18 protein-coding genes and 1 pseudogene are annotated in these 18,054 nt (G+C 65.5%); 9 read left to right on the top strand and 10 right to left on the bottom strand.

From position 1 onward, the window contains the following. Nucleotide 1: 1 nt before the first annotated feature. On the bottom strand, nucleotides 2–1,153 hold the full coding sequence (locus tag KH389_RS21555; RefSeq protein ID WP_043860767.1) for an efflux RND transporter periplasmic adaptor subunit: 1,152 nt from the start codon (nucleotides 1,151–1,153) through the stop codon (nucleotides 2–4). Nucleotides 1,154–1,414: 261 nt separating this feature from the next. Here KH389_RS21555 and KH389_RS21550 point away from each other — a divergent pair, with 261 nt between their 5' ends. Further along, nucleotides 1,415–2,047: a TetR family transcriptional regulator gene (locus KH389_RS21550; RefSeq protein WP_043860768.1), complete on the top strand. Its 633-nt coding sequence runs from the start codon at nucleotides 1,415–1,417 to the stop codon at nucleotides 2,045–2,047. Between the two features lie 151 nt (nucleotides 2,048–2,198). After that, on the top strand, nucleotides 2,199–3,083 hold the full coding sequence (locus KH389_RS21545; protein WP_043860769.1) for a DMT family transporter: 885 nt from the start codon (nucleotides 2,199–2,201) through the stop codon (nucleotides 3,081–3,083). Here KH389_RS21545 and KH389_RS21540 read toward each other — a convergent pair whose 3' ends face one another. Both KH389_RS21540 and pobA read right to left on the bottom strand, forming a co-directional pair. Further along, the gene (locus KH389_RS21540; protein WP_196932635.1) at nucleotides 3,084–4,487 is read right to left on the bottom strand and encodes an MDR family MFS transporter; all 1,404 of its coding nucleotides are present in this window, start codon (nucleotides 4,485–4,487) and stop codon (nucleotides 3,084–3,086) included. 108 nt (nucleotides 4,488–4,595) lie between these two features. Beyond that, nucleotides 4,596–5,786: a 4-hydroxybenzoate 3-monooxygenase gene (pobA, locus tag KH389_RS21535; RefSeq protein WP_078479553.1), complete on the bottom strand. Its 1,191-nt coding sequence runs from the start codon at nucleotides 5,784–5,786 to the stop codon at nucleotides 4,596–4,598. A gap of 139 nt (nucleotides 5,787–5,925) precedes the next feature. Here pobA and KH389_RS21530 point away from each other — a divergent pair, with 139 nt between their 5' ends. Next, complete coding sequence (locus tag KH389_RS21530; RefSeq protein ID WP_078479554.1) at nucleotides 5,926–6,804, top strand: helix-turn-helix domain-containing protein; 879 nt, start codon at nucleotides 5,926–5,928, stop codon at nucleotides 6,802–6,804. Here KH389_RS21530 and KH389_RS21525 read toward each other — a convergent pair. Further along, nucleotides 6,797–6,970: a hypothetical protein gene (locus KH389_RS21525; RefSeq protein WP_167400210.1), complete on the bottom strand. Its 174-nt coding sequence runs from the start codon at nucleotides 6,968–6,970 to the stop codon at nucleotides 6,797–6,799. The two genes, KH389_RS21530 and KH389_RS21525, sit on opposite strands and share 8 nt — an antisense overlap. Before the next feature lie 74 nt (nucleotides 6,971–7,044). Further along, nucleotides 7,045–7,953, bottom strand: a complete 909-nt coding sequence (locus KH389_RS21520) for a LysR family transcriptional regulator (protein ID WP_043860772.1) — start codon at nucleotides 7,951–7,953, stop codon at nucleotides 7,045–7,047. Between the two features lie 105 nt (nucleotides 7,954–8,058). On the opposite strand from KH389_RS21520, the gene KH389_RS21515 reads away from it, so the two are divergent. Next, complete coding sequence (locus tag KH389_RS21515) at nucleotides 8,059–8,943, top strand: MBL fold metallo-hydrolase (RefSeq protein ID WP_213606224.1); 885 nt, start codon at nucleotides 8,059–8,061, stop codon at nucleotides 8,941–8,943. Nucleotides 8,944–8,972: 29 nt separating this feature from the next. After that, complete coding sequence (locus KH389_RS21510) at nucleotides 8,973–9,587, top strand: NAD(P)-dependent oxidoreductase (RefSeq protein WP_213606223.1); 615 nt, start codon at nucleotides 8,973–8,975, stop codon at nucleotides 9,585–9,587. A 62-nt stretch (nucleotides 9,588–9,649) separates the two neighbouring features. Here the strand turns inward: KH389_RS21510 and KH389_RS21505 are convergent, their stop codons facing one another. Further along, nucleotides 9,650–10,516: a LysR substrate-binding domain-containing protein gene (locus KH389_RS21505; protein WP_213606222.1), complete on the bottom strand. Its 867-nt coding sequence runs from the start codon at nucleotides 10,514–10,516 to the stop codon at nucleotides 9,650–9,652. 113 nt (nucleotides 10,517–10,629) lie between these two features. Between KH389_RS21505 and KH389_RS21500 the strand changes: the two genes are divergently transcribed. Both KH389_RS21500 and KH389_RS21495 read left to right on the top strand, forming a co-directional pair. Continuing rightward, complete coding sequence (locus KH389_RS21500) at nucleotides 10,630–12,270, top strand: 5-guanidino-2-oxopentanoate decarboxylase (protein WP_213606220.1); 1,641 nt, start codon at nucleotides 10,630–10,632, stop codon at nucleotides 12,268–12,270. After that, on the top strand, nucleotides 12,264–13,700 hold the full coding sequence (locus tag KH389_RS21495; RefSeq protein WP_213606218.1) for an aldehyde dehydrogenase family protein: 1,437 nt from the start codon (nucleotides 12,264–12,266) through the stop codon (nucleotides 13,698–13,700). The genes KH389_RS21500 and KH389_RS21495 overlap by 7 nt, the downstream gene beginning before the upstream one ends. Nucleotides 13,701–13,764: 64 nt before the next feature. Here the strand turns inward: KH389_RS21495 and KH389_RS21490 are convergent, their stop codons facing one another. Then, nucleotides 13,765–14,691 (bottom strand): AraC family transcriptional regulator, encoded by a 927-nt coding sequence (locus tag KH389_RS21490; protein WP_213606216.1) that lies wholly within the window; start codon nucleotides 14,689–14,691, stop codon nucleotides 13,765–13,767. A gap of 204 nt (nucleotides 14,692–14,895) precedes the next feature. Here KH389_RS21490 and KH389_RS21485 point away from each other — a divergent pair, with 204 nt between their 5' ends. After that, on the top strand, nucleotides 14,896–15,204 hold the full coding sequence (locus KH389_RS21485; protein WP_043860779.1) for a putative quinol monooxygenase: 309 nt from the start codon (nucleotides 14,896–14,898) through the stop codon (nucleotides 15,202–15,204). Between the two features lie 40 nt (nucleotides 15,205–15,244). Beyond that, nucleotides 15,245–15,475, top strand: a complete 231-nt coding sequence (locus KH389_RS21480; protein WP_054914791.1) for a hypothetical protein — start codon at nucleotides 15,245–15,247, stop codon at nucleotides 15,473–15,475. On the opposite strand, the gene KH389_RS21475 is transcribed toward KH389_RS21480, so the two are convergent. The 3 genes and pseudogenes from KH389_RS21475 to KH389_RS21465 form a co-directional block, all read right to left on the bottom strand. After that, the gene (locus tag KH389_RS21475; protein ID WP_043860781.1) at nucleotides 15,476–16,081 is read right to left on the bottom strand and encodes a flavin reductase family protein; all 606 of its coding nucleotides are present in this window, start codon (nucleotides 16,079–16,081) and stop codon (nucleotides 15,476–15,478) included. 106 nt (nucleotides 16,082–16,187) lie between these two features. Then, nucleotides 16,188–16,394 (bottom strand): annotated as a pseudogene (locus tag KH389_RS21470) (hypothetical protein); the annotation flags it as partial. A gap of 318 nt (nucleotides 16,395–16,712) precedes the next feature. Next, complete coding sequence (locus tag KH389_RS21465) at nucleotides 16,713–18,029, bottom strand: MFS transporter (protein WP_043860783.1); 1,317 nt, start codon at nucleotides 18,027–18,029, stop codon at nucleotides 16,713–16,715. Nucleotides 18,030–18,054 lie beyond the last annotated feature (25 nt).

The following is an 18,054-nucleotide window of genomic DNA, read 5'->3' as shown; positions in this document are numbered from 1 at the left end:
TTTATTCCCCTTTGGCCCCTGCTGACGCTGCATTGGCCTGGGACGGTTGGGCAGGCTTGACGTTGGTGGCTTCGCTGACCTTGACCTCGATGCCTGGCTTGACGAACTGCAGGCCTTCGGTGATCAGGCGGTCGCCCGGCTTCAGGCCTTCCTCGATCAGCCAGTCGCTGCCAACGGTACGGCTGGCCTTGAGCTGGCGCAGTTCGACCTTGTTGTCCTTGTCCACGATCAACGCGGTGGGCTGGCCCTTGAGGTCGCGGGTCACGCCTTGTTGCGGGGCGAGGATCGCGTTGGCGTTCACGCCGGCGGCCAGGCGTGCATGCACGAACATCCCTGGCAGCAGGTTGTGCTCGGGGTTGGGGAACACGGCGCGCAGGGTTACCGAGCCGGTGGTCTGGTCGACCGAGACTTCGGAGAACTCCAGGCGGCCTTCGTGGGTGTAGGTGGTGCCGTCTTCCAGGTTCAGCGAGACCTTGGCGGCGTTGGCCCCGGCCTTCTGCAGTTGCCCGCTTTCGAGCTCGCGGCGCAGCTTGAGCAGCTCGGCCGAAGACTGGGTGACGTCGACGTAGATCGGGTCCAGCTGCTGGATCACCGCCATGGCATCGGCCTGGCCGTTGTTGACCAGCGCACCTTCGGTGAACATCGAGCGTCCGATACGGCCGCTCAGTGGCGCCAGCACCTTGGTGTAGCGCAGGTCGATCTGTGCGCTGCGCAGCGAGGCTTCAGCCTGCAAACGTTTGGCTTGTGCGTCGTCGTATTCCTGACGGCTCACGGCCTGCTCGGCCACCAGTTGCTTGTAGCGGTCCGACAGCGAGCGGGTCGATTGCAGGTTGGCCTGGGCGCTGGCCAGGGTCGCCTCGTACACCGACGGGTCGATCTGGTACAGCTGCTGGCCTTCCTTGACCTCGCTGCCTTCCTTGAACAGACGCTTGAGAATGATGCCGTTGACCTGTGGACGCACTTCGGCCACGCGGTAGGCGATGGTGCGCCCCGGCAGGTCGGAAGTCAGGGTATAGGCCTGGGATTGGAGGGTCACGACGCCGACCTGAGGAGCTTGCGCCGCAGGCGCCGCTTCTTCCTTTTTACAGCCGCTGAGCAGTGTTGCCAGGGCGACGGCGGAAACCAGAGCGGAAACAGCTGGCTTGAATTGCATGAAGATCCTCGGGTCGAAAGAGCTGAAGACGCTCAAGAGTAATGGAAACGGGATGAAGGGAAAATTAATTCCGGGTGGATAAGTAGGATGCTAAGGAATATACTTACATTCATGCTTGTTTGTAAATACCCGTGGCGCACCTTGTCGAGGTGACCACAGGCTTGATTAAGACACCCGGTAGAGGGCCCGACAGTGGCCATACCGGCTCAGAACCCGGACGCCCGCAGCGCGCGTCCGGCTCCTTGATGAGGTTGTACTGCCATGGTCCGTCGCACCAAAGAGGAAGCTCAGGAAACCCGCCAACAGATACTCGAGGCCGCCGAAAAAGCTTTCCATGCCCGTGGGGTGGCGCGTACCACCCTGGCGGATATCGCCAAGCTGGCCGGGGTGACCCGGGGTGCCATCTACTGGCACTTTCAGGACAAGGGCGAACTGGTGCAGGCCCTGCTCGACAGCCTGCGTGAGCCGATCGAGGCGCTGGCCCAGGCCGGCGAGAGCGAAGACGAGCCGGACCCGCTGGGCTGCATGCGCAAGTTGCTGATTCAACTGATGCAGCAGATGCTGCACGAGCCGCGTACCCGGCGCATCAATGAGATCCTGCATCATAAGTGTGAATTCACCGATGACATGTGTGAGATCCGTCAGCAGCGCCAGGCCACGACCCGCGACTGCTACGAGCGTATAGCGCTGACGTTGACCAATGCAGTCAGGCGTGGGCAATTGCCTGCGGACATGGACCCGCAGCGTGCCGCTATTGCAATATTCGCTTACATCGACGGCATCATTGGCAGCTGGCTGCTGCTGCCGGACAGTTTCGATATTGCCGGGGATGCCGAGCGGTGGGTGGATACCGGGCTGGATATGCTGCGCTTGAGCCCGTCGCTGCGCAATTGAGCATTTGTGAGCATTTGTGAAGGTTGGCATAGGACGTTTCCCTGTCGTGCCCCGTGCCCGGTCAACAAAAAACACCGGCGCTGCTTGGAACGGTAGTCGGTGACCGGGTAGTCTGCCCCCAAGGACCATCAACTTTTCGTAGAGCCCTGGCATGAGTGCGCACAACCCGACCCTCAAAGGTGCCGAGCAGCCGCTCAAGGCAATCGCCCTGATGTGCATGGCGGTGCTGTTGTTCGCCAGCCACGATGCCCTGTCCAAATACCTTTCCGGCTTCTATGCCATCGTCATGGTGGTGTGGGCGCGCTATGTGGTGCACACCCTGCTGATGCTGGTGGTGTTCGTGCCGCGCAGCGGCTTCTCGGCGGTGGTGCGTACACGCCGCCCCGGCCTGCAACTGGCCAGGGCGCTGTGCCTGATCGGCACCAGCCTGTTCTTCACCACCGGCCTGCGTTACATCCCCCTGGCCGAAGCCACCGCCGTGAACTTCCTCGCGCCCCTGCTGGTAACCGCATTGTCGGTACCGCTGCTGGGTGAGCGGGTCAGCCGCGCCCAGTGGCTGGCGGTGCTGGCCGGGTTTGTCGGCGTGCTGATCGTGGTGCGCCCGGGCGGGGCGCTGTTCACCCCCGCAATCCTGCTGCCGTTGTGTTCGGCCTTCTGCTTTGGCTGCTACCAGTTGCTCACGCGCAAGCTCAGCGGCATCGACAGCCCGACCACCAGCAACTTTCTCACCGGCATCTTCAACAGCCTGATCATGACCGCGCTGGTGCCATTCTTCTGGAGCATGCCGACCCTGGGGCATGGCCTGTTCATGATCGGCCTGGGCACCTGCGGGATGCTCGGGCACATGCTGCTGACCCAGGCCTTCCGGCACGCCGCGCCGGCCATGCTGGCGCCCTTCAGCTACGGGCAGATCCTGTTCGCCGGCCTGTACGGCTACCTCATTTTCAATCACACCCCGGACGCCTACGGCGTGGTCGGCATTGCGGTCATTTGCCTGAGCGGCCTGGCTGTGGCCTGGGCGCAGCGGCGCAACTGACTACTGCCGGCCGCGCAGCTCGCGGTTGGGCAATGCCAGCGCCGCCGACAGCCCCAGCAGGGAGACGGCGGCGCTACCCAGCAACAGGTTGCGAAAGGTCTGCAGCAACTGCGCCTGCACCGCCGCACTGGCCTGGCCGTCCTTGAGGCTGCCGATCAACGCCTCGCCGGCCAGGCTGAAGCCGCTGTCGTTCAGCAGGCTGAGCAGCAGTGCCGACATGCAGGCCACGCCCATCGCCCCGCCCAGCGAGCGGAACAGGTTGGTGGTGCTGGTCGCCACGCCGATGTCCCGTGGCTCCACTGCGCTCTGGGTTGCCACCAGCGAGGTGGGGAACTGCAGGCCCGAGGCGATGCCGGTCAGCAGCATGAACGCGCCACTGAGCAGCACGCCGTCGATCGGGCTCAGGGCCATGCCGATGATCGCCACCGGCATCAACAGTGCACCGCCCAGAATCTGCGGCTTGTAGCGCCCGGTCAGGCTGGTCAGGCGGCCGCCGCAATAGGCGCCGATCGGCAGGCCCATGGCCAGGGGCAGCAGGTGCAGGGCGGCGCTGTCGGCCCCCGCCCCGGTGATGCTCTGAAAGCGCAGCGGCATCAGCATGGTCAGCGAGATGGCCTGGAAACTGGTGAAGAAGATCGTGCACCAGCACAGCACTGCCACCCGGTTGCCGAACAGCTGCAACGGCAGCAGTGGCTCGACGGCGCGGCGTTCGTGCAGCACGAATACGCCCAGCCCGAACAGGGCTGCCAGCAGCAGGCCGGCAACCGGGCCGGACCCGATGGGCTGGCCCTGGCCGATCAGGGTGATGCCCAGCAGCAGGGCCGTCAGGCCCAAGATCAACAGCACCGCGCCGGGGTAGTCCACCTGCGCCTTGCGTTGCGGCGTGGCCAGCCCGCGCAGGGTACGCTCGGTGACCCACCAGGCGGTCAGCCCCAGCGGCAGGTTCAGCCAGAACACCCAGCGCCACGACAGGTACTCGGTCAGCAGCCCGCCCAGCACCGGGCCGGCGACGCTGGCCAGGGCATACATGCTGCTGAAATAACCCTGGTAGCGACCGCGCTCGCGGGGCGGCACGAAGTCGCCGATGATCGCCTGGCTGACCGACACCATGCCGCCCGCGCCGATGCCCTGCAGTACCCGCGCCAGCACCAGTTGCTCCATGTTCTGTGCCAGCGCGCAGAACAGCGAGGCCAGGGTGAAAAGCCCGGTACCGGTCAGGATCATGCGCCGCCGGCCGTACAGGTCGCCGAGCTTGCCGTAGATCGGCACCGCCACGGTCATGGCCACCATGTAGCCGGAAATCACCCAGGCCAGCAGGGTCACGTCGTTGAATTGCGCGGAGATCGCCGGCATCGAGACCGCGACGATGGTCTGGTCCAGCGCGCCGAGGAAGATCGCCAGCATCAGCGCGACGAGCACGCTGCGCAGGGCGGGTTGCGGAGTGTTCAATTGCGTCACGAGGCAGCTCTGGGCAAGTGGGACCGGGTGCTGCCCAGTGTACTCGATAGCCTGCTAAGCGTCTTCGATGGGCTCGTAAGGCAGGCCCACGTAGTTTTCTGCCAGGGTCCTGCGCCCGGCCTCGGAGCCCACGAAGTAGTCCAGCTCGGTGTGCTGGATACGCTGGCTGAAGGCGTCGCTGTCGGGGAAGCGGTGCAGCATCGAGGTCATCCACCACGAGAAGCGTTCGGCCTTCCAGATGCGCCGCAGGCAGATCGCCGAGTAGCGTTCCAGCAGGTCGGTGCGGCCTTCGGCGTAGACCTTGCGCAGGATGTTGTACAGCGTGCTGACGTCGCTGGCGGCCAGGTTCAGGCCCTTGGCCCCGGTGGGTGGCACGATGTGCGCGGCGTCGCCGACCAGGAACAGGCGCCCGTACTGCATCGGCTCCACCACGAAGCTGCGCAGCGGGGCGATGCTTTTCTCGATCGACGGGCCGGTGACCAGACGCTCGGCCAACTCGTCGGGCAGGCGCGACTTGAGTTCCTCCCAGAAGCGCTCATCCGACCAGTCCTCGACCTTCTCTTCGGCCGGCACCTGCACGTAATAGCGGGTGCGGGTGGGCGAGCGCATGCTGCACAGGGCGAAGCCGCGTTCGTGGCGCGCGTACACCAGCTCGTCGCTGACCGGCGGGGTGTCGGCCAGGATGCCCAGCCAGCCGAACGGGTAGACCCGCTCGAACACCTGCAGCGCCTCGCTCGGAATCGACTGGCGTGCCACCCCGTGATAACCGTCGCAGCCGGCAATGTAGTCGCAGTCCAGGCGATGCTGCTGGCCGTCCTTTTCGTAGGTGACGTAGGGCTGCCCAGTCTTCATGTCGTGCGGGCGCACGTTCTCGGCGTGGTAGACCGTGGTCGCACCGCTGTCGGCGCGGGCGGCCATCAGGTCGCGGGTGACTTCGGTCTGGCCGTAGATCATCACGCCCTGGCCGCCGGTCAGGCCCTTGAGGTCGATGTGCTCGCGGCGCCCGTCGAAGGCCAGCTCGAAGCCGGCATGGGGCAGCCCTTCGGCGTCCATGCGCTGACCGACCCCGGCTTCGCGCAGCAGCTCGACCATGCCCTGTTCGAGCACGCCGGCGCGGATACGCCCCAGTACATAGTCGGGGCCCTGGCGTTCGAGGATGACGTTGGAGATGCCGGCGTTGTGCAGCAACTGGCCGAGCAGCAGGCCGGACGGGCCCGCACCGATGATCGCGACTTGGGTTTTCATGATTGTTGGACTTTTTATGATTGGAGTACCTGCATTTTTCGCTTGCCGGCTGGCCTTCTGAAGGGACAAACCGAGCACAAAGCGGTACTTTTCGCTAATAGGTGCGTTTATCGGACAGTGGTCGGGAAGCGAGGGTGTGATGAGCAGGGTGTCGATTCCGGTATTCAAGCTGTACGGCGAGACGCTGGGCTGGCCGACGCCCGACCTGCTGCACAGCGAGTCGATCCCGGCGCGCAGCCGCCTGCACCAGTGGGAGATCGAGCCGCACCGGCATGCCGACCTGTGGCAGTTGCTGTTCCTGTACAGGGGCCAGGCCGAGATCGAGCTGGAGGGGCAGGTGTGTCGCCTGGAGCAGGCGGCGATCCAGGTGGTGCCGGCGCTGTGCGTGCACGGCTTTCGCTTTTCCGAAGACGTCGACGGTTATGTGGTGACCCTGGCGGCGCCGCTGGTGGAGGTGCTGCAGCGGCAACTGACGGGCGTGCCAGCCGCCCTGCAGCGCGGCGCCAGTTACCTGGCCGGGGCCGACGCCGATTACCTCAACAGCCTGTTCAGCACCCTGCAGGCCGAGTACCAGCAGGACCTGCCCGGGCGCGAGTTGCAGCTGCATTCGCTGATCAACCTGATGGTGGTGTGGATCAGCCGCCAACAGTTGCGCCGCAGTGCCGGTGCCCAAGTGCCGGAACGTGGGCGCGAGTATCTGCAGCGTTTCAACGGGCTGGTGGAGCAGCAGTTTCGCCAGCAGCCAAGCGTGGAGCAGCTGGCGCATCAGGTGGGGGTGTCGGTGGCAACGCTCAATACCTTGTGCCGGGCATTGGCCGGGCAGTCGGCGCTGCAGATCGTGCACCAGCGCATCGTGCTGGAAGCCAAGCGCGACCTGATCTACACCAGCCTCACGATCAACCAGTTGGCTGACAGCCTGGGTTTTGCCGACCCGGCATACTTCTCGCGCTTCTTCCGGCGCATGACCGGCCTTTCGCCCCGCGACTTTCGTCGTCGTGAACCTTCGCTGGCTACCTGACCACGCTCAGTGTGCCGGCATGGGGCAGGCAGTGGGCGGAGCTGCAGCTGGACGCCGCATAGGGTTGCTGGCGCAGCAGCTCGACCCGATACGCCGCTGCCCCGTACACCCCGAGCACGGCAGTGATGGCCAACAGGGCAGCGCACTTTCTGGATTTCAGGGTCATGGCACCAACCTCCTGTATCCCGCACACAGATGCTTCTACAAGCATAGGCCAGCATTGCGCCAGGTGCCTGCCGGTCAGTCCAGGCCGTGGTCCCAGTGGGGCGGGTCGGTGAAGCGTGCCGCCAGAAAGTCGAGCATGCTGCGCAGGGTTGCGGGCATGTGCTTGCGCGAGGTGTACACCGCGTTCAGGCCCAGTTCGCGGGGCCTGGCCTCGGGCAGCAGGCGTACCAGCGTGCCGCTGCGCAGGGCTTGCCACACCAGGTAGGTGGGCAGCATGGCGATACCGGTGCCGGCCAGGGTGGCGCGCTCCAGGGTCAGGGCCTCGTTGGCGCTGATGTTGCCTTGCACCGGCACCGACACCTGTTCGCCGCCGACCTCGAAATGCCAGAGGCTGTGGCCGAAATACGAATGGGTCAGGCAGTTGTGCTGGCTCAGGTCCTGCACCTGGCGCGGTACGGGGTGCTCGCGCAGGTAGGCTGGCGAGGCGCACACCACCGAGCGGCACACACTCAGGCGGCGGGCGATGAGGTTGGGGTCCAGGTCGTTGCTGACGCGGATGGCCAGGTCGATGCGTTCGTCCACCAGGTTGACCGTGCGGTCGAGCATCTGCAGGTCGACCTTCACCAGCGGGTAGCGCTTGACGTAGTCCGCTACCGCTTCCACCAGTTGCGCATGCCCGAACGAGGTACTGACGCTGATACGCAGTTCACCCCGCGGCGCGTCATCCGGGGCGCCCACTGCAGCGTGCAGGTCGCCCACCAGTTCCAGCATCTGCCGGCAGCGCGGCAGGGTTTCCAGACCGGCGGCAGTCAGGCTCAGCTTGCGCGTGGTGCGCTGCATCAGGCGCGCGCCCACCCAGTCTTCAAGTTCGGCCAGGTAACGCGAAACCACCGGGCGCGACAGGTCCAGTTGGTCGGCGGCGGCCGACTGGCTGCCCAAGTCGACTACGCTGACGAACACTTTCATTGCGGTGAGACGGTCCATGATCTGCCCGATTTCAGAAACAAACTATGTTGGAGCATCGCATTTTTTGTGATGGTTCGTGCAACTAAGCTGTGCCTCATCGATGACTTGAACAGGTATTGCTTGATGGCTGCTTTCTTTTCCCTGCGTCGCCTGCTGCTGGCGTGTGCCGCCTTCGGTGCGATCACCCAGGTCGTTGCCGGCGACGCACCGCTGAAACTGGACGTGTACAACCCCGGCAGCGAGGCGCTGTTTCCGGTCAGCTCGGTGATCGTCAGTGGCCAGCACGAGGCGATTCTGGTGGATGCACAGTTCGGCAAGGGCCAGGCCGAGCAGGTGCTGAAGAAGCTTCGCGATAGCGGCAAGCAACTCACCACCATCTACATCAGCCATGGCGACCCGGACTATTACTTCGGCCTCGACACCCTGACCCGTGCCTACCCCAAGGCCAAGGTGCTGGCGTCGCAGGCGACGGTCGCGCACATCAAGCAGACCATGGCTGCCAAGCTTGCCTACTGGGGCCCGCAGATGGGGGCCGACAAGCCCGCCCGGCTCATCGTGCCTGACGTGCTGCCCGGCAACGTGCTCACCCTTGAAGGGCAGCGTCTTGAAGTGATCGGCCTGGACGGCCCGCAGCCCGACCGCAGCTTTGTATGGGTCCCGTCGATCAAGGCGGTGGTCGGCGGGGTAGTGGTGGCCGAGAACCTGCACGTGTGGATGGCCGACACCCAGTCGGCGCAGTCGCACAAGGACTGGCTCGCGACCCTGGCGCGCATCGAGCAGCTGGCGCCGCAGACGGTGGTGCCGGGGCATTACCTGGGGCAGAGCAAGGGGTCGCTCGAGGCGGTGCGCTTCACCGCCGATTACATCCGCGCCTTCGATGCCGAAAGCGCCAGGGCGGCCAACTCGGCCGAGCTGGTCGCTGCAATGAAAAAACGTTACCCCGGCCTGGGCGAGGAGAGCTCGCTGGAGCTCGGCGCCAAGGTCGCCAAGGGCGAAATGAAGTGGTAAGTGTCGTTCAATCCTGATCGGAGGTTTCCATGAGCAAGATCGCAATCATCGGTGCTACCGGACGTGCCGGCAGCCAGTTGCTGGAAGAGGCCCTGCGCCGTGGCCACAGCGTCACCGCCATAGCCCGTGACCCGTCGCGCCTGCAGGGGCGCGACGGGGTGAGCACGGTAGCCCTGGACGTGACCCGGGGCGAGGGGCTGGAGCAGGCCGTTGCCGGGCATGACGTGGTGCTCAGCGCCGCGCACTTTGCCACGGTGCCGGCGCAGGCGATCATCGGGCCGGTCAAGAAGGCCGGGGTCAAGCGCCTGCTGGTGGTGGGCGGGGCGGGCAGCCTGCTGCTGCCGTCAGGGGAGCGCGTGATCGACGCGCCGGACTTCCCCGAGGCCTACAAGGCCGAGGCGAGCGCAGGTGGCGATTTTCTGCAGGCCTTGCGCCAGGAGCAGCAACTGGACTGGACCTTCCTGTCGCCGTCGGCGGAGTTCGTCGAAGGCGAGCGCACCGGTAGCTACAGGGTGGGCAAGGATCACCTGCTGGTCGACGCGAAGGGCAGGAGCTGGATCACCTTTGCCGACTATGCGATTGCGTTGCTCGATGAGGTAGAGAAGCCAGCGCATTCGCGTCAGCGCTTTACTGTGGGGTACTAGAAAGCATTCGCCGGCAAGGCCGGCTCCTACAGGTGTAGGAGCCGGCCTTGCCGGCGACTGCATCAACGCGGTGCCCCTGCCTGCCCGCCCAACCACTCCAGCAAGGCCATCAACCCCGGCGCCGCCACCTGCGCGGGCCGCATCAGGTAATAGCCCTTGCCGGTCTTGACCCGCAGGTCGAACGGCATCACCAGCCGTCCGCTGGCCAGGTCATCGCCGATCAACGTCCAATCCCCTATCGCCACCCCGGTGCCCTGGGACGCCATCGACATGGCCATGTCCAACGTTTCGAAATGCTGGCGCCGGCCTTGCCTGGGCAGTTGCACGCCGGCTGCGCCAAGCCAGGTCGCCCAGTCCTTCTCGTCCCGCGCCGGGTGCAGCAGCATGTGCTGCTGCAGATCATCCAGCGTGCGCAACGGCAACTGCGGCGCGCACACCGGTGTCAGTTGTTCATCGAACAGCTTCAGCACCTGCAGGGCCGGATCAGGCTCGGCGCCATACACCACCGCCGCATCGAACGCTTCCCGGCGAAAATCCACCCCGTGCTGCACCGTGGTGGTCAGCTCCACCGGCACTTCCGGGTGCAGCGCCTGCCATTCCATCAGGCGCGGCAGCAACCAGCGCATCACGCAGGTCGGCGCCTTCAGTTGCAGGGTGGTGCGCTGCGCGCCCACCTGCTGCACGCCTTCCTCGATCAGCCCGAATACCTGCTGCACCCGCGGCAGCCAGTCCTGGCCCTCGCGGGTCAGGCTCAGGCCGCGTGCCTGGCGCACGAACAGCGCGTAGCCCAGGTGTGCTTCCAGGCCGGCGATCTGGCGGCTCACCGCGCCCTGGGTCAGGTGCAGTTGCTGCGCCGCACGGGTGAAGTTGCAGCATTGCGCAGTGATCAGGAAGGTGTGCAGGGCAGGCAAGGGAGGCAGGCGTTTCATCGGGGTAAGCCATGAGCTGTAGACATGGCTAGTATGAGGATTTTTGCATTGTGCCGGTAGCGCCTGGCGGGTCCAATCAGGCCTTGTTCCAGAATGATTCCAGGCAAACCACCATGGCGACTTGCGGCGAAGTATTGGTAAAACTCCTCGAAAACTATGGCGTGGACCATGTTTTCGGCATTCCCGGCGTGCACACGGTCGAGCTGTACCGCGGCCTTGCCGGCTCGACCATCCGTCATATCACCCCGCGCCACGAGCAAGGCGCAGGCTTCATGGCTGACGGCTTTGCCCGTACCCGTGGCAAGCCTGGGGTGTGCTTCATCATCACCGGCCCGGGCATGACCAACATCACCACCGCCATGGGCCAGGCCTATGCCGACTCGATCCCGATGCTGGTGATCTCCAGCGTGCAATCGCGCAATGCCCTGGGCGGCGGTCGAGGCAAGCTGCACGAGCTGCCCAACCAGGGCGCGCTGGTCAGCGGTGTGGCGGCGTTCTCGCACACACTGATGAGCGCCGATGACCTGCCGGCCGTGCTGGCCCGTGCCTTTGCGGTATTCGAGGGCGCGCGCCCGCGCCCGGTGCATATCGAGATCCCGCTGGACGTGCTGGTCGAAGACGCCGATCACCTGCTTGGCTGCGAGCCGGTACACATCGCCCGCGCCGGTGCCGCGCCAGGGCCGGTGGCGAGCATGGCGGCGCTGCTGGCCGCTGCCCGCCGCCCGTTGATCCTGGCCGGTGGCGGTGCCATCGACGCAGGCGCCGCACTCGCCCGGTTGGCCGAGCACCTGCAGGCGCCCGTTGCACTCACCATCAATGCCAAGGGCGTGCTGGCCTCCGGGCACCCGCTGCTGATCGGCTCCACCCAGTCGCTGGTGGCGACCCGTGCACTGGTGCGCGAGGCCGACGTGGTGCTGGCGATCGGCACCGAGCTGGCCGAAACCGACTATGACGTCACCTTCAAGGGCGGCTTCGAGATCCCCGGCACCCTGCTGCGCATCGACATCGACCCGGACCAGTGCGTGCGCAACTACCCGCCCAGGGTGGCACTGGTAGCCGATGCAGAGCAGGCGGCGCAGGCCCTGTTGCTGGCCCTGGCCGAGCAGCCGGCGCCACCGCGCGAAGGCGAGTGGGGCGCGGCGCGGGCAGCGCGCCTGCGCGATACTCTGGCCAGCGAATGGGATGCGGCCACGCGGGCGCAGACGCTGTTCCTCGACAGCGTGCTTCAGACGTTGCCCGATGCCGTGCTGGTCGGTGATTCGACCCAGCCGGTGTACACCGGCAACCTGACCCTGGACCTCGACCAGCCGCGCCGCTGGTTCAACGCCTCGACCGGCTACGGCACCCTCGGCTACGCCTTGCCGGCGGCCATGGGCGCGTGGCTGGGCAGTGCGGAGCAGGCGGATCGACGCTTGCCTGCGGTGTGCCTGATCGGCGACGGCGGCTTGCAGTTCACCCTGCCGGAGCTGGCCAGTGCGGTGGAGGCGCAGGTGCCGCTGATCGTGTTGCTGTGGAACAACCAGGGGTACGAGGAGATCAAGAAATACATGGTCAACCGCGCCATCGAACCGGTGGGCGTGGATATCCACACCCCCGATTTCATTGGCGTGGCCAAGGCCCTCGGTTGCGCCGCCGAAGCGGCGAGCGGGGTGGCGCAACTGCGCGAGGCGTTGTTGCGTGCCCACCAACGCAGTGGTCCGAGCCTGATCGAGGTCGACCAGGCAGCGTGGATGCAGGCGGTGCAACCATGCTGAACCTGCCCGGTATCTACATCGAGGGCGCGTGGCATCACGGCGCGCAGCCGCTCACGGTAATCAACCCGAGCACCGGGCAGTCCCTGGCCGAGGTGGCCGGGGGCGATGGCGATGCAGTGGCCTGTGCCGCCACGGCGGCGCAGGCCGCTTTTGCCGGCTGGTCGCGTACCACCGGGGCGCACCGTGGCGAGCTGCTGCACAGGATCGCGCGGGGTGTGGAGGCCCGCCGCGAGCGGTTGATCGAACTGCAATCGCGCAACAACGGCAAGCCCCTGGCCGAGTCGGCGATGGACGTCGACGATGTGGTGGCAACGTTCGAGTACTACGCGGGCCTGGCGCAGGCCCTGGACAGGCAGCAGGACCAGCCGCTGGCCTTGCCCAGCGAGGATTTCAGCGCCCGCCTGCGTCGCGAGCCGTGCGGTGTGGTCGGCCTGATCGTGCCGTGGAACTTCCCGATGGTGACCACCGCCTGGAAGCTGGCCCCGGCGTTGGCGGCAGGGTGCTGCGTGGTGCTCAAGCCGTCGGAGGTCACGCCCCTGGCCGAGCTGGAACTGGCCCGGATCATCGCCGACTGCGGCCTGCCGGATGGGGTGTTCAATCTGGTGTGCGGCACCGGGCTGGCGGTGGGGGCGCCGCTGACGAGCGACCCGCGTATCGCCAAGGTGTCGTTCACCGGCAGCAATGCGGTCGGCGTGCAGGTGATGCAGCGCGCGGCCGAGACGGTCAAGGGGGTGAGCCTGGAGCTGGGCGGCAAGTCGTCATTGCTGGTGCTGGAGTCGGCCGAGCTGGAGCTTGCGCTCGAGCTGGCCTGCGCCGGCGGCTTCTTCAATGCCGGGCAGATGTGCTCGGCCACCAGCCGCGTGCTGGTGGCCGATTCGCTGTACGACGCCTTTGTCGACGGGGTGAAGGCACGGGCTGCGGCAATCCGGGTGGGTGACCCGTTTGCCGGCGACAGCGACATGGGGCCGCTGGTCAACCAGGCCCAGTACCAGCGCGTGCTGGGGCACATCGAGCGTGGCATGCACAGCGGCGCGCGCTTGCTGTGCGGTGGCAAGCCGCTCGAACACGCTGCTGGGTACTTCATCGAGCCCACGGTGTTTGCCGAGGTACCGCTGGACAGTGCGCTGTGGCGCGAGGAAATCTTCGGCCCGGTGCTGTGCGTGCGTCGGGTGGCCAGCGAAGCCGAGGCGGTGGCGTTGGCCAACGACAGCGAGTTCGGGCTGGTGGCCAGCGTGGTAGGTGCAGACCCGGCGGCCGCCGAACGGGTGGCCGACCAGCTGCAGGCCGGGCTGGTGTGGATCAACGCACCGCAGGTGATCTTCCCGCAGGCAGCGTGGGGTGGCTACAAGCAGAGCAGCCTGGGGCGCGAGCTGGGGCCCTGGGGGCTGGCGGCTTTTCAGGAGGTCAAGCATGTGGTGAGGGCGGTGTAGCACCGAGCGCGGTCAAGCCCGCTACCCCAGGGGCAACGGTGATCCCTGTGGGAGCGGGCGACGCCTAAGGCGCACTACGCAACCTTGCCATGTCCCGCAGCGGTGGCGCGCCATACAGCCGGCTGTACTCGCGGCTGAACTGCGACGGGCTCTCATAGCCCACCCGATACCCCGCCACCGACGCCTCCAACCCATCGTTGAGCATCAGCCGCCGGGCTTCCTGCAAGCGCAGTTGCTTCTGATACTGCAACGGGCTCATCGAGGTCACCGCCTTGAACCGGTGGTGCAGGGTCGAGGCACTCAGGTTCACCTCCCGTGCCAGGTCGTCGATGCGCAGCGGGCGCTGAAAATGATCATTGAGCCACTGGATGGCCTGGCACACGCGGTGGGTCTGGGTGTTGGCCATGGCGATCTCGTACAGCCGCGCACCCTGCTGCCCACGCAGCAGCCGATAGAGAATCTCGCGACGGATCAGCGGCGCCAGCACGGCAATGTCCTTGGGCGTATCCAGCAGGCGGATCAGGCGCAGCAATGCATCGAGCATCTGGGTGTCCAGGCGTTCGATGAATACCCCCCGCGACGACGGCTGCGACGGCACGCCCATCGGCCCGGCCTCGGCGATCAGGCTGTTGATCTCGGCCGGGTCGATGTCCAGGCGAATGCCCAGGCTGGGGTTCTGCGGGCTGGCCTCCAGCAGTGCACCGCTGATCGGCATCGCCACCGACACCACCATGTAGTGCAGCGGGTCGTACACATAGGTCTCGTCGCCCAGGCAGATCTCCTTGCGGCCCTGGGCAAGGATGCACAGCGCCGGCTGCGCCAGGGTCGGCATCGAGCGGGTGCTCTGCTCGTAGCGGCTCAGGTGCAGGTCGGCGATGGCCGAAGGCACCGTGCCGCTGGGGCAGTGGCGAACGACCAGCCCGGCCAGTTCCTGGCGCAGAAGCTCCAGGGCCGGGTCCAGCAACGGTGGGGTGGGGTCTGGGGCTGACATGTGCGGGTTCCTCTGCCGATGGGCGCAGCATAGGTTCGCGCACGCCGGGGCGCTAGCCGAATGCTGCGCGGTTCTTGCCTGATCCTGCGACGGGTGCAGAATCAGGCAAGCCGTCGACAGGAATCGCCTAACGCCGCGCGTGGCCTGGGCCGTAGCCTTGGCAGCCTGGGTTTTCTTCCCTGGCCGCTTCAAGGAGCACCGCACATGACGTCATCACAACCGGTCAGCCATCTTTCCTTCGTGCGCGCCAGCGTCGGCCGTTCGGCCGAGCTGGGCGTGCGCCTGCAGCAACTGCTCGAACCGTCGCGGCAAACCCCGGGGTGTCTGCATTTCAGCGTGCAGCGTTCCACCTGCGATGCCGACCTGTGGTTGCTCAACGGGGTGTGGGCCGATACTTCGGCGCTGCACGACTACTTTGCCTCGCCCAGCCTGCAGCTGTTTGGTGAACTGGTGCAGGCGCGGGTGGTGGACAGCCTCGACCTGCAGACGTTCACCGAGCAGCCGGCGAGTTAGAATGGCGCCTTTCCGGCAACCGATGTGGATGTGAGAGGCAATGGCACGTAAAGAATTCGACGTATTCGAGGCAGTATCGGCGGTGGTGCCGGGCGAGGGTGGCTACAGTGCCGCGATCGCGGTCAAGGCCCTGGGCGCTGGCGGCGCACCGCGTTTTCACAAGGTGCTGCCAGGGCAGGTATTCAAGACCGCACTGGAGGCCGATGACGCTGCAGTGGTCGAACTGCAGCGCCTGAACGGCGTCAGTGACGACGCCGAACTGATCTGGTGATCAGGCCTGCGGGCGGGCCATCTTGAACAGGTTGCCCAGCTCGAAGTAATCCGCCGGGCCGCCGCCGCGCAGAATCGGCTCGGCGGCCGCGGTGTCGTAGATCCCTTCCTTGAGCAGGTGCTCGGCAATGTGCACCGCTACCACTTCGCCCAGAATCAGCCAGCTTGGCACCAGCGCCTGGTCGGCACGTTGCAGTTGCACGATCTGGGTCACCTTGCATTCGAACGACACCGGGCTTTCCTGCACCCGGGGTACCGCAATCACCCTGGAGGCTGCCGGGGTCAGCTGACTCAGGGCGAACTCGTCGACCTCTGGCGCCACGGCGGCGCAGCTCTGGTTCATGGCCTCGGCCAGCGGGCGTGTGGCCAGGTTCCAGGCAAACTCGCCGGTCTGTTCGATGTTGTTCAGGCTGTCTTTACGCCCGACGCTGCAGAACCCGATGATCGGCGGAATGTAGTTGAAGGCGTTGAAAAAACTGTAGGGCGCAAGGTTCAGGCGGCCGTCGCGGTCCTGGGAGGAGATCCAGCCGATCGGGCGCGGGCCGACGATGGCGTTGAACGGGTCGTGGGGCAGGCCGTGGCCTTTTGCGGGTTCGTAGTAGTACATCATCGGGCCTTGTGGGCGGAGGGTGCGCCTAGTGTGCCAACAGTTGCCGGCCCTGAAAATGACTAAGCCCGGCCGAAGCCGGGCTGTGGCGCTGCATCGGCTGTCAGCTGATGCGGTGGGCCTGTGTGCGGTCGAAGCCATCTTCGACGAAGCGATGCGCGTTGGTGTGATCGAAACCGTCTTCTGCCACGGTAGCGGGCTGGGCGTGTTCCACGGCGAAGTTGTGCGCGTTGGTGCGGTCGAAGCCGTCTTCGGCGAAAGCGTTGGCGGCCAGGACAGAGAAGGTGAGGGCCAGCATCAGTTTGGTTTTCATGGGGGTTACTCCGGTGGTGAGGGGTTGTCTGTTGCTATGGGTTTGATTTTACGCCCGTTAATTTGATTAAAAAGCACAAAATATTGCCTATATGAATCTATTAAATCGATACATAAGAAAGCGGTTGGCCTCTGCTGGCAAGCCAGTGCCCTCAGTGTTTTGCGAGCGCCGAAGCACCCAGGGGCGCTGGCTTGCCAGCCAGGAGGACGACTCGGTTCTGAGTGGGCCCAGCATCGCGCATCCGCATTAATGCCGAATTAAGCCCACAAAAAAGGGGCCTCCATCGCTGGAGGCCCCTTGTCTATTGCAGCAAACCGATCAGTCGGTCTCGATCCGCGAGTTGTTGCGGGTGTCCTTCATGAACACGTACACCAGCAGCGAGACGGCAATGCACGCCGTGACGTACCAGTAGTAGCCGGTCTCCATGTTGATGCTCTTGAACCACAGTGCCACGTACTCGGCCGTGCCACCGAAGATCGACACGGTCAGCGCATACGGCAGGCCCACGCCCAGCGCGCGGATCTCGGTGGGGAACAGCTCTGCCTTGACCACCGCGTTGATCGAGGTGTAGCCGCTGACGATGATCAGTGCTGCCATGATCAGGAAGAACGCACCCCACCAGGTCTCGATGGTGTGCAGCGTGGTCAGGATCGGCACGGTGAAAAGGGTGCCCAACACACCGAAGGCGATCAGGATCGGGCGACGGCCGATCTTGTCCGACAGGCCGCCGATCACCGGCTGCAGGCACATGAACAGGAACAGGGTGGCCGCCGAGATCATGGTCGAGTCACTGATGCTCATGCCCACCGTGTTCACCAGGTACTTCTGCATGTAGGTGGTGTAGGTGTAGAACGCCAGGGTGCCGCCCATGGTCAGGCCGACCACGGTCGCCAGTTCCTTGGGGTGGCGCAGCAGGGTGCGCATCGAGCTTTCCTTGGCCTTTTCCTTCTTGGTGAACGAGGCCGTCTCTTCCATGCCGCGACGCAGGTACAACGCCACCACCGCGCACAGCGCGCCGATCACGAAGGGTACGCGCCAGCCCCACGAGTACAGCTGCTCGGTGGTCAGGGTCTGCTGCAGGATGATAAGCACCGCCAGCGCGATGAGCTGGCCGGAGATCAGCGTGACGTACTGGAAGCTGGAGAAGAAACCGCGACGCTCCTTGGTTGCCATCTCGCTGAGGTAGGTGGCCGAGGTGCCGTATTCACCCCCCACCGACAGGCCCTGCATCAGGCGTGCGATCACCAGCAGCACCGGCGCGGCGACGCCGATGGTTTCGTAGCTGGGTGTCAGGGCGATGACCAGGGAGCCGGCGCACATCAGCAGTACCGAGGCCATCAGCGCGGCCTTGCGGCCCTTGCGGTCGGCATAGATACCCATCAGCCAGCCACCGATCGGGCGCATCAGGAAGCCCACGGCGAAGATCGCGGCGGTGTTGAGCAGTTGGGTGGTGGTGTTGCCGGCCGGGAAGAAGGCCTTGGCGAAATACAGCGAGAACGCCGCGTAGACGTACCAGTCGTACCATTCGACCATGTTGCCGATGGAGCCGGAGAAAATCGACTTGAGGCGGCTGGAGGTGGTTTTTTCAGCGGGTGCGGCCGCTGCCCCAGCAGGCAGAGAGGTGGAGTTATCCATTGAAGCAACCTTCTAGTTGTTTTTG

Origin of the sequence: Pseudomonas qingdaonensis, from assembly GCF_018398475.1 — a bacterium.
Classification (GTDB): Bacteria; Pseudomonadota; Gammaproteobacteria; order Pseudomonadales; family Pseudomonadaceae; genus Aquipseudomonas; species Aquipseudomonas palmensis.
This window is presented reverse-complemented; position numbering and strand designations above follow the sequence as displayed.

What these genes read in the sequence shown, in the direction of transcription:
- KH389_RS21555 (WP_043860767.1), bottom strand. Translation starts at nt 1,153, where the DNA reads ATGCAATTCAAGCCAGCTGTTTCCGCTCTGGTTTCCGCCGTCGCCCTG.
- KH389_RS21550 (WP_043860768.1), top strand. Translation starts at nt 1,415, where the DNA reads ATGGTCCGTCGCACCAAAGAGGAAGCTCAGGAAACCCGCCAACAGATA.
- KH389_RS21545 (WP_043860769.1), top strand. Translation starts at nt 2,199, where the DNA reads ATGAGTGCGCACAACCCGACCCTCAAAGGTGCCGAGCAGCCGCTCAAG.
- KH389_RS21540 (WP_196932635.1), bottom strand. Translation starts at nt 4,487, where the DNA reads ATGCTGGCGATCTTCCTCGGCGCGCTGGACCAGACCATCGTCGCGGTC.
- pobA (WP_078479553.1), bottom strand. Translation starts at nt 5,786, where the DNA reads ATGAAAACCCAAGTCGCGATCATCGGTGCGGGCCCGTCCGGCCTGCTG.
- KH389_RS21530 (WP_078479554.1), top strand. Translation starts at nt 5,926, where the DNA reads ATGAGCAGGGTGTCGATTCCGGTATTCAAGCTGTACGGCGAGACGCTG.
- KH389_RS21525 (WP_167400210.1), bottom strand. Translation starts at nt 6,970, where the DNA reads ATGACCCTGAAATCCAGAAAGTGCGCTGCCCTGTTGGCCATCACTGCC.
- KH389_RS21520 (WP_043860772.1), bottom strand. Translation starts at nt 7,953, where the DNA reads ATGGACCGTCTCACCGCAATGAAAGTGTTCGTCAGCGTAGTCGACTTG.
- KH389_RS21515 (WP_213606224.1), top strand. Translation starts at nt 8,059, where the DNA reads ATGGCTGCTTTCTTTTCCCTGCGTCGCCTGCTGCTGGCGTGTGCCGCC.
- KH389_RS21510 (WP_213606223.1), top strand. Translation starts at nt 8,973, where the DNA reads ATGAGCAAGATCGCAATCATCGGTGCTACCGGACGTGCCGGCAGCCAG.
- KH389_RS21505 (WP_213606222.1), bottom strand. Translation starts at nt 10,516, where the DNA reads ATGAAACGCCTGCCTCCCTTGCCTGCCCTGCACACCTTCCTGATCACT.
- KH389_RS21500 (WP_213606220.1), top strand. Translation starts at nt 10,630, where the DNA reads ATGGCGACTTGCGGCGAAGTATTGGTAAAACTCCTCGAAAACTATGGC.
- KH389_RS21495 (WP_213606218.1), top strand. Translation starts at nt 12,264, where the DNA reads ATGCTGAACCTGCCCGGTATCTACATCGAGGGCGCGTGGCATCACGGC.
- KH389_RS21490 (WP_213606216.1), bottom strand. Translation starts at nt 14,691, where the DNA reads ATGTCAGCCCCAGACCCCACCCCACCGTTGCTGGACCCGGCCCTGGAG.
- KH389_RS21485 (WP_043860779.1), top strand. Translation starts at nt 14,896, where the DNA reads ATGACGTCATCACAACCGGTCAGCCATCTTTCCTTCGTGCGCGCCAGC.
- KH389_RS21480 (WP_054914791.1), top strand. Translation starts at nt 15,245, where the DNA reads ATGGCACGTAAAGAATTCGACGTATTCGAGGCAGTATCGGCGGTGGTG.
- KH389_RS21475 (WP_043860781.1), bottom strand. Translation starts at nt 16,081, where the DNA reads ATGTACTACTACGAACCCGCAAAAGGCCACGGCCTGCCCCACGACCCG.
- KH389_RS21465 (WP_043860783.1), bottom strand. Translation starts at nt 18,029, where the DNA reads ATGGATAACTCCACCTCTCTGCCTGCTGGGGCAGCGGCCGCACCCGCT.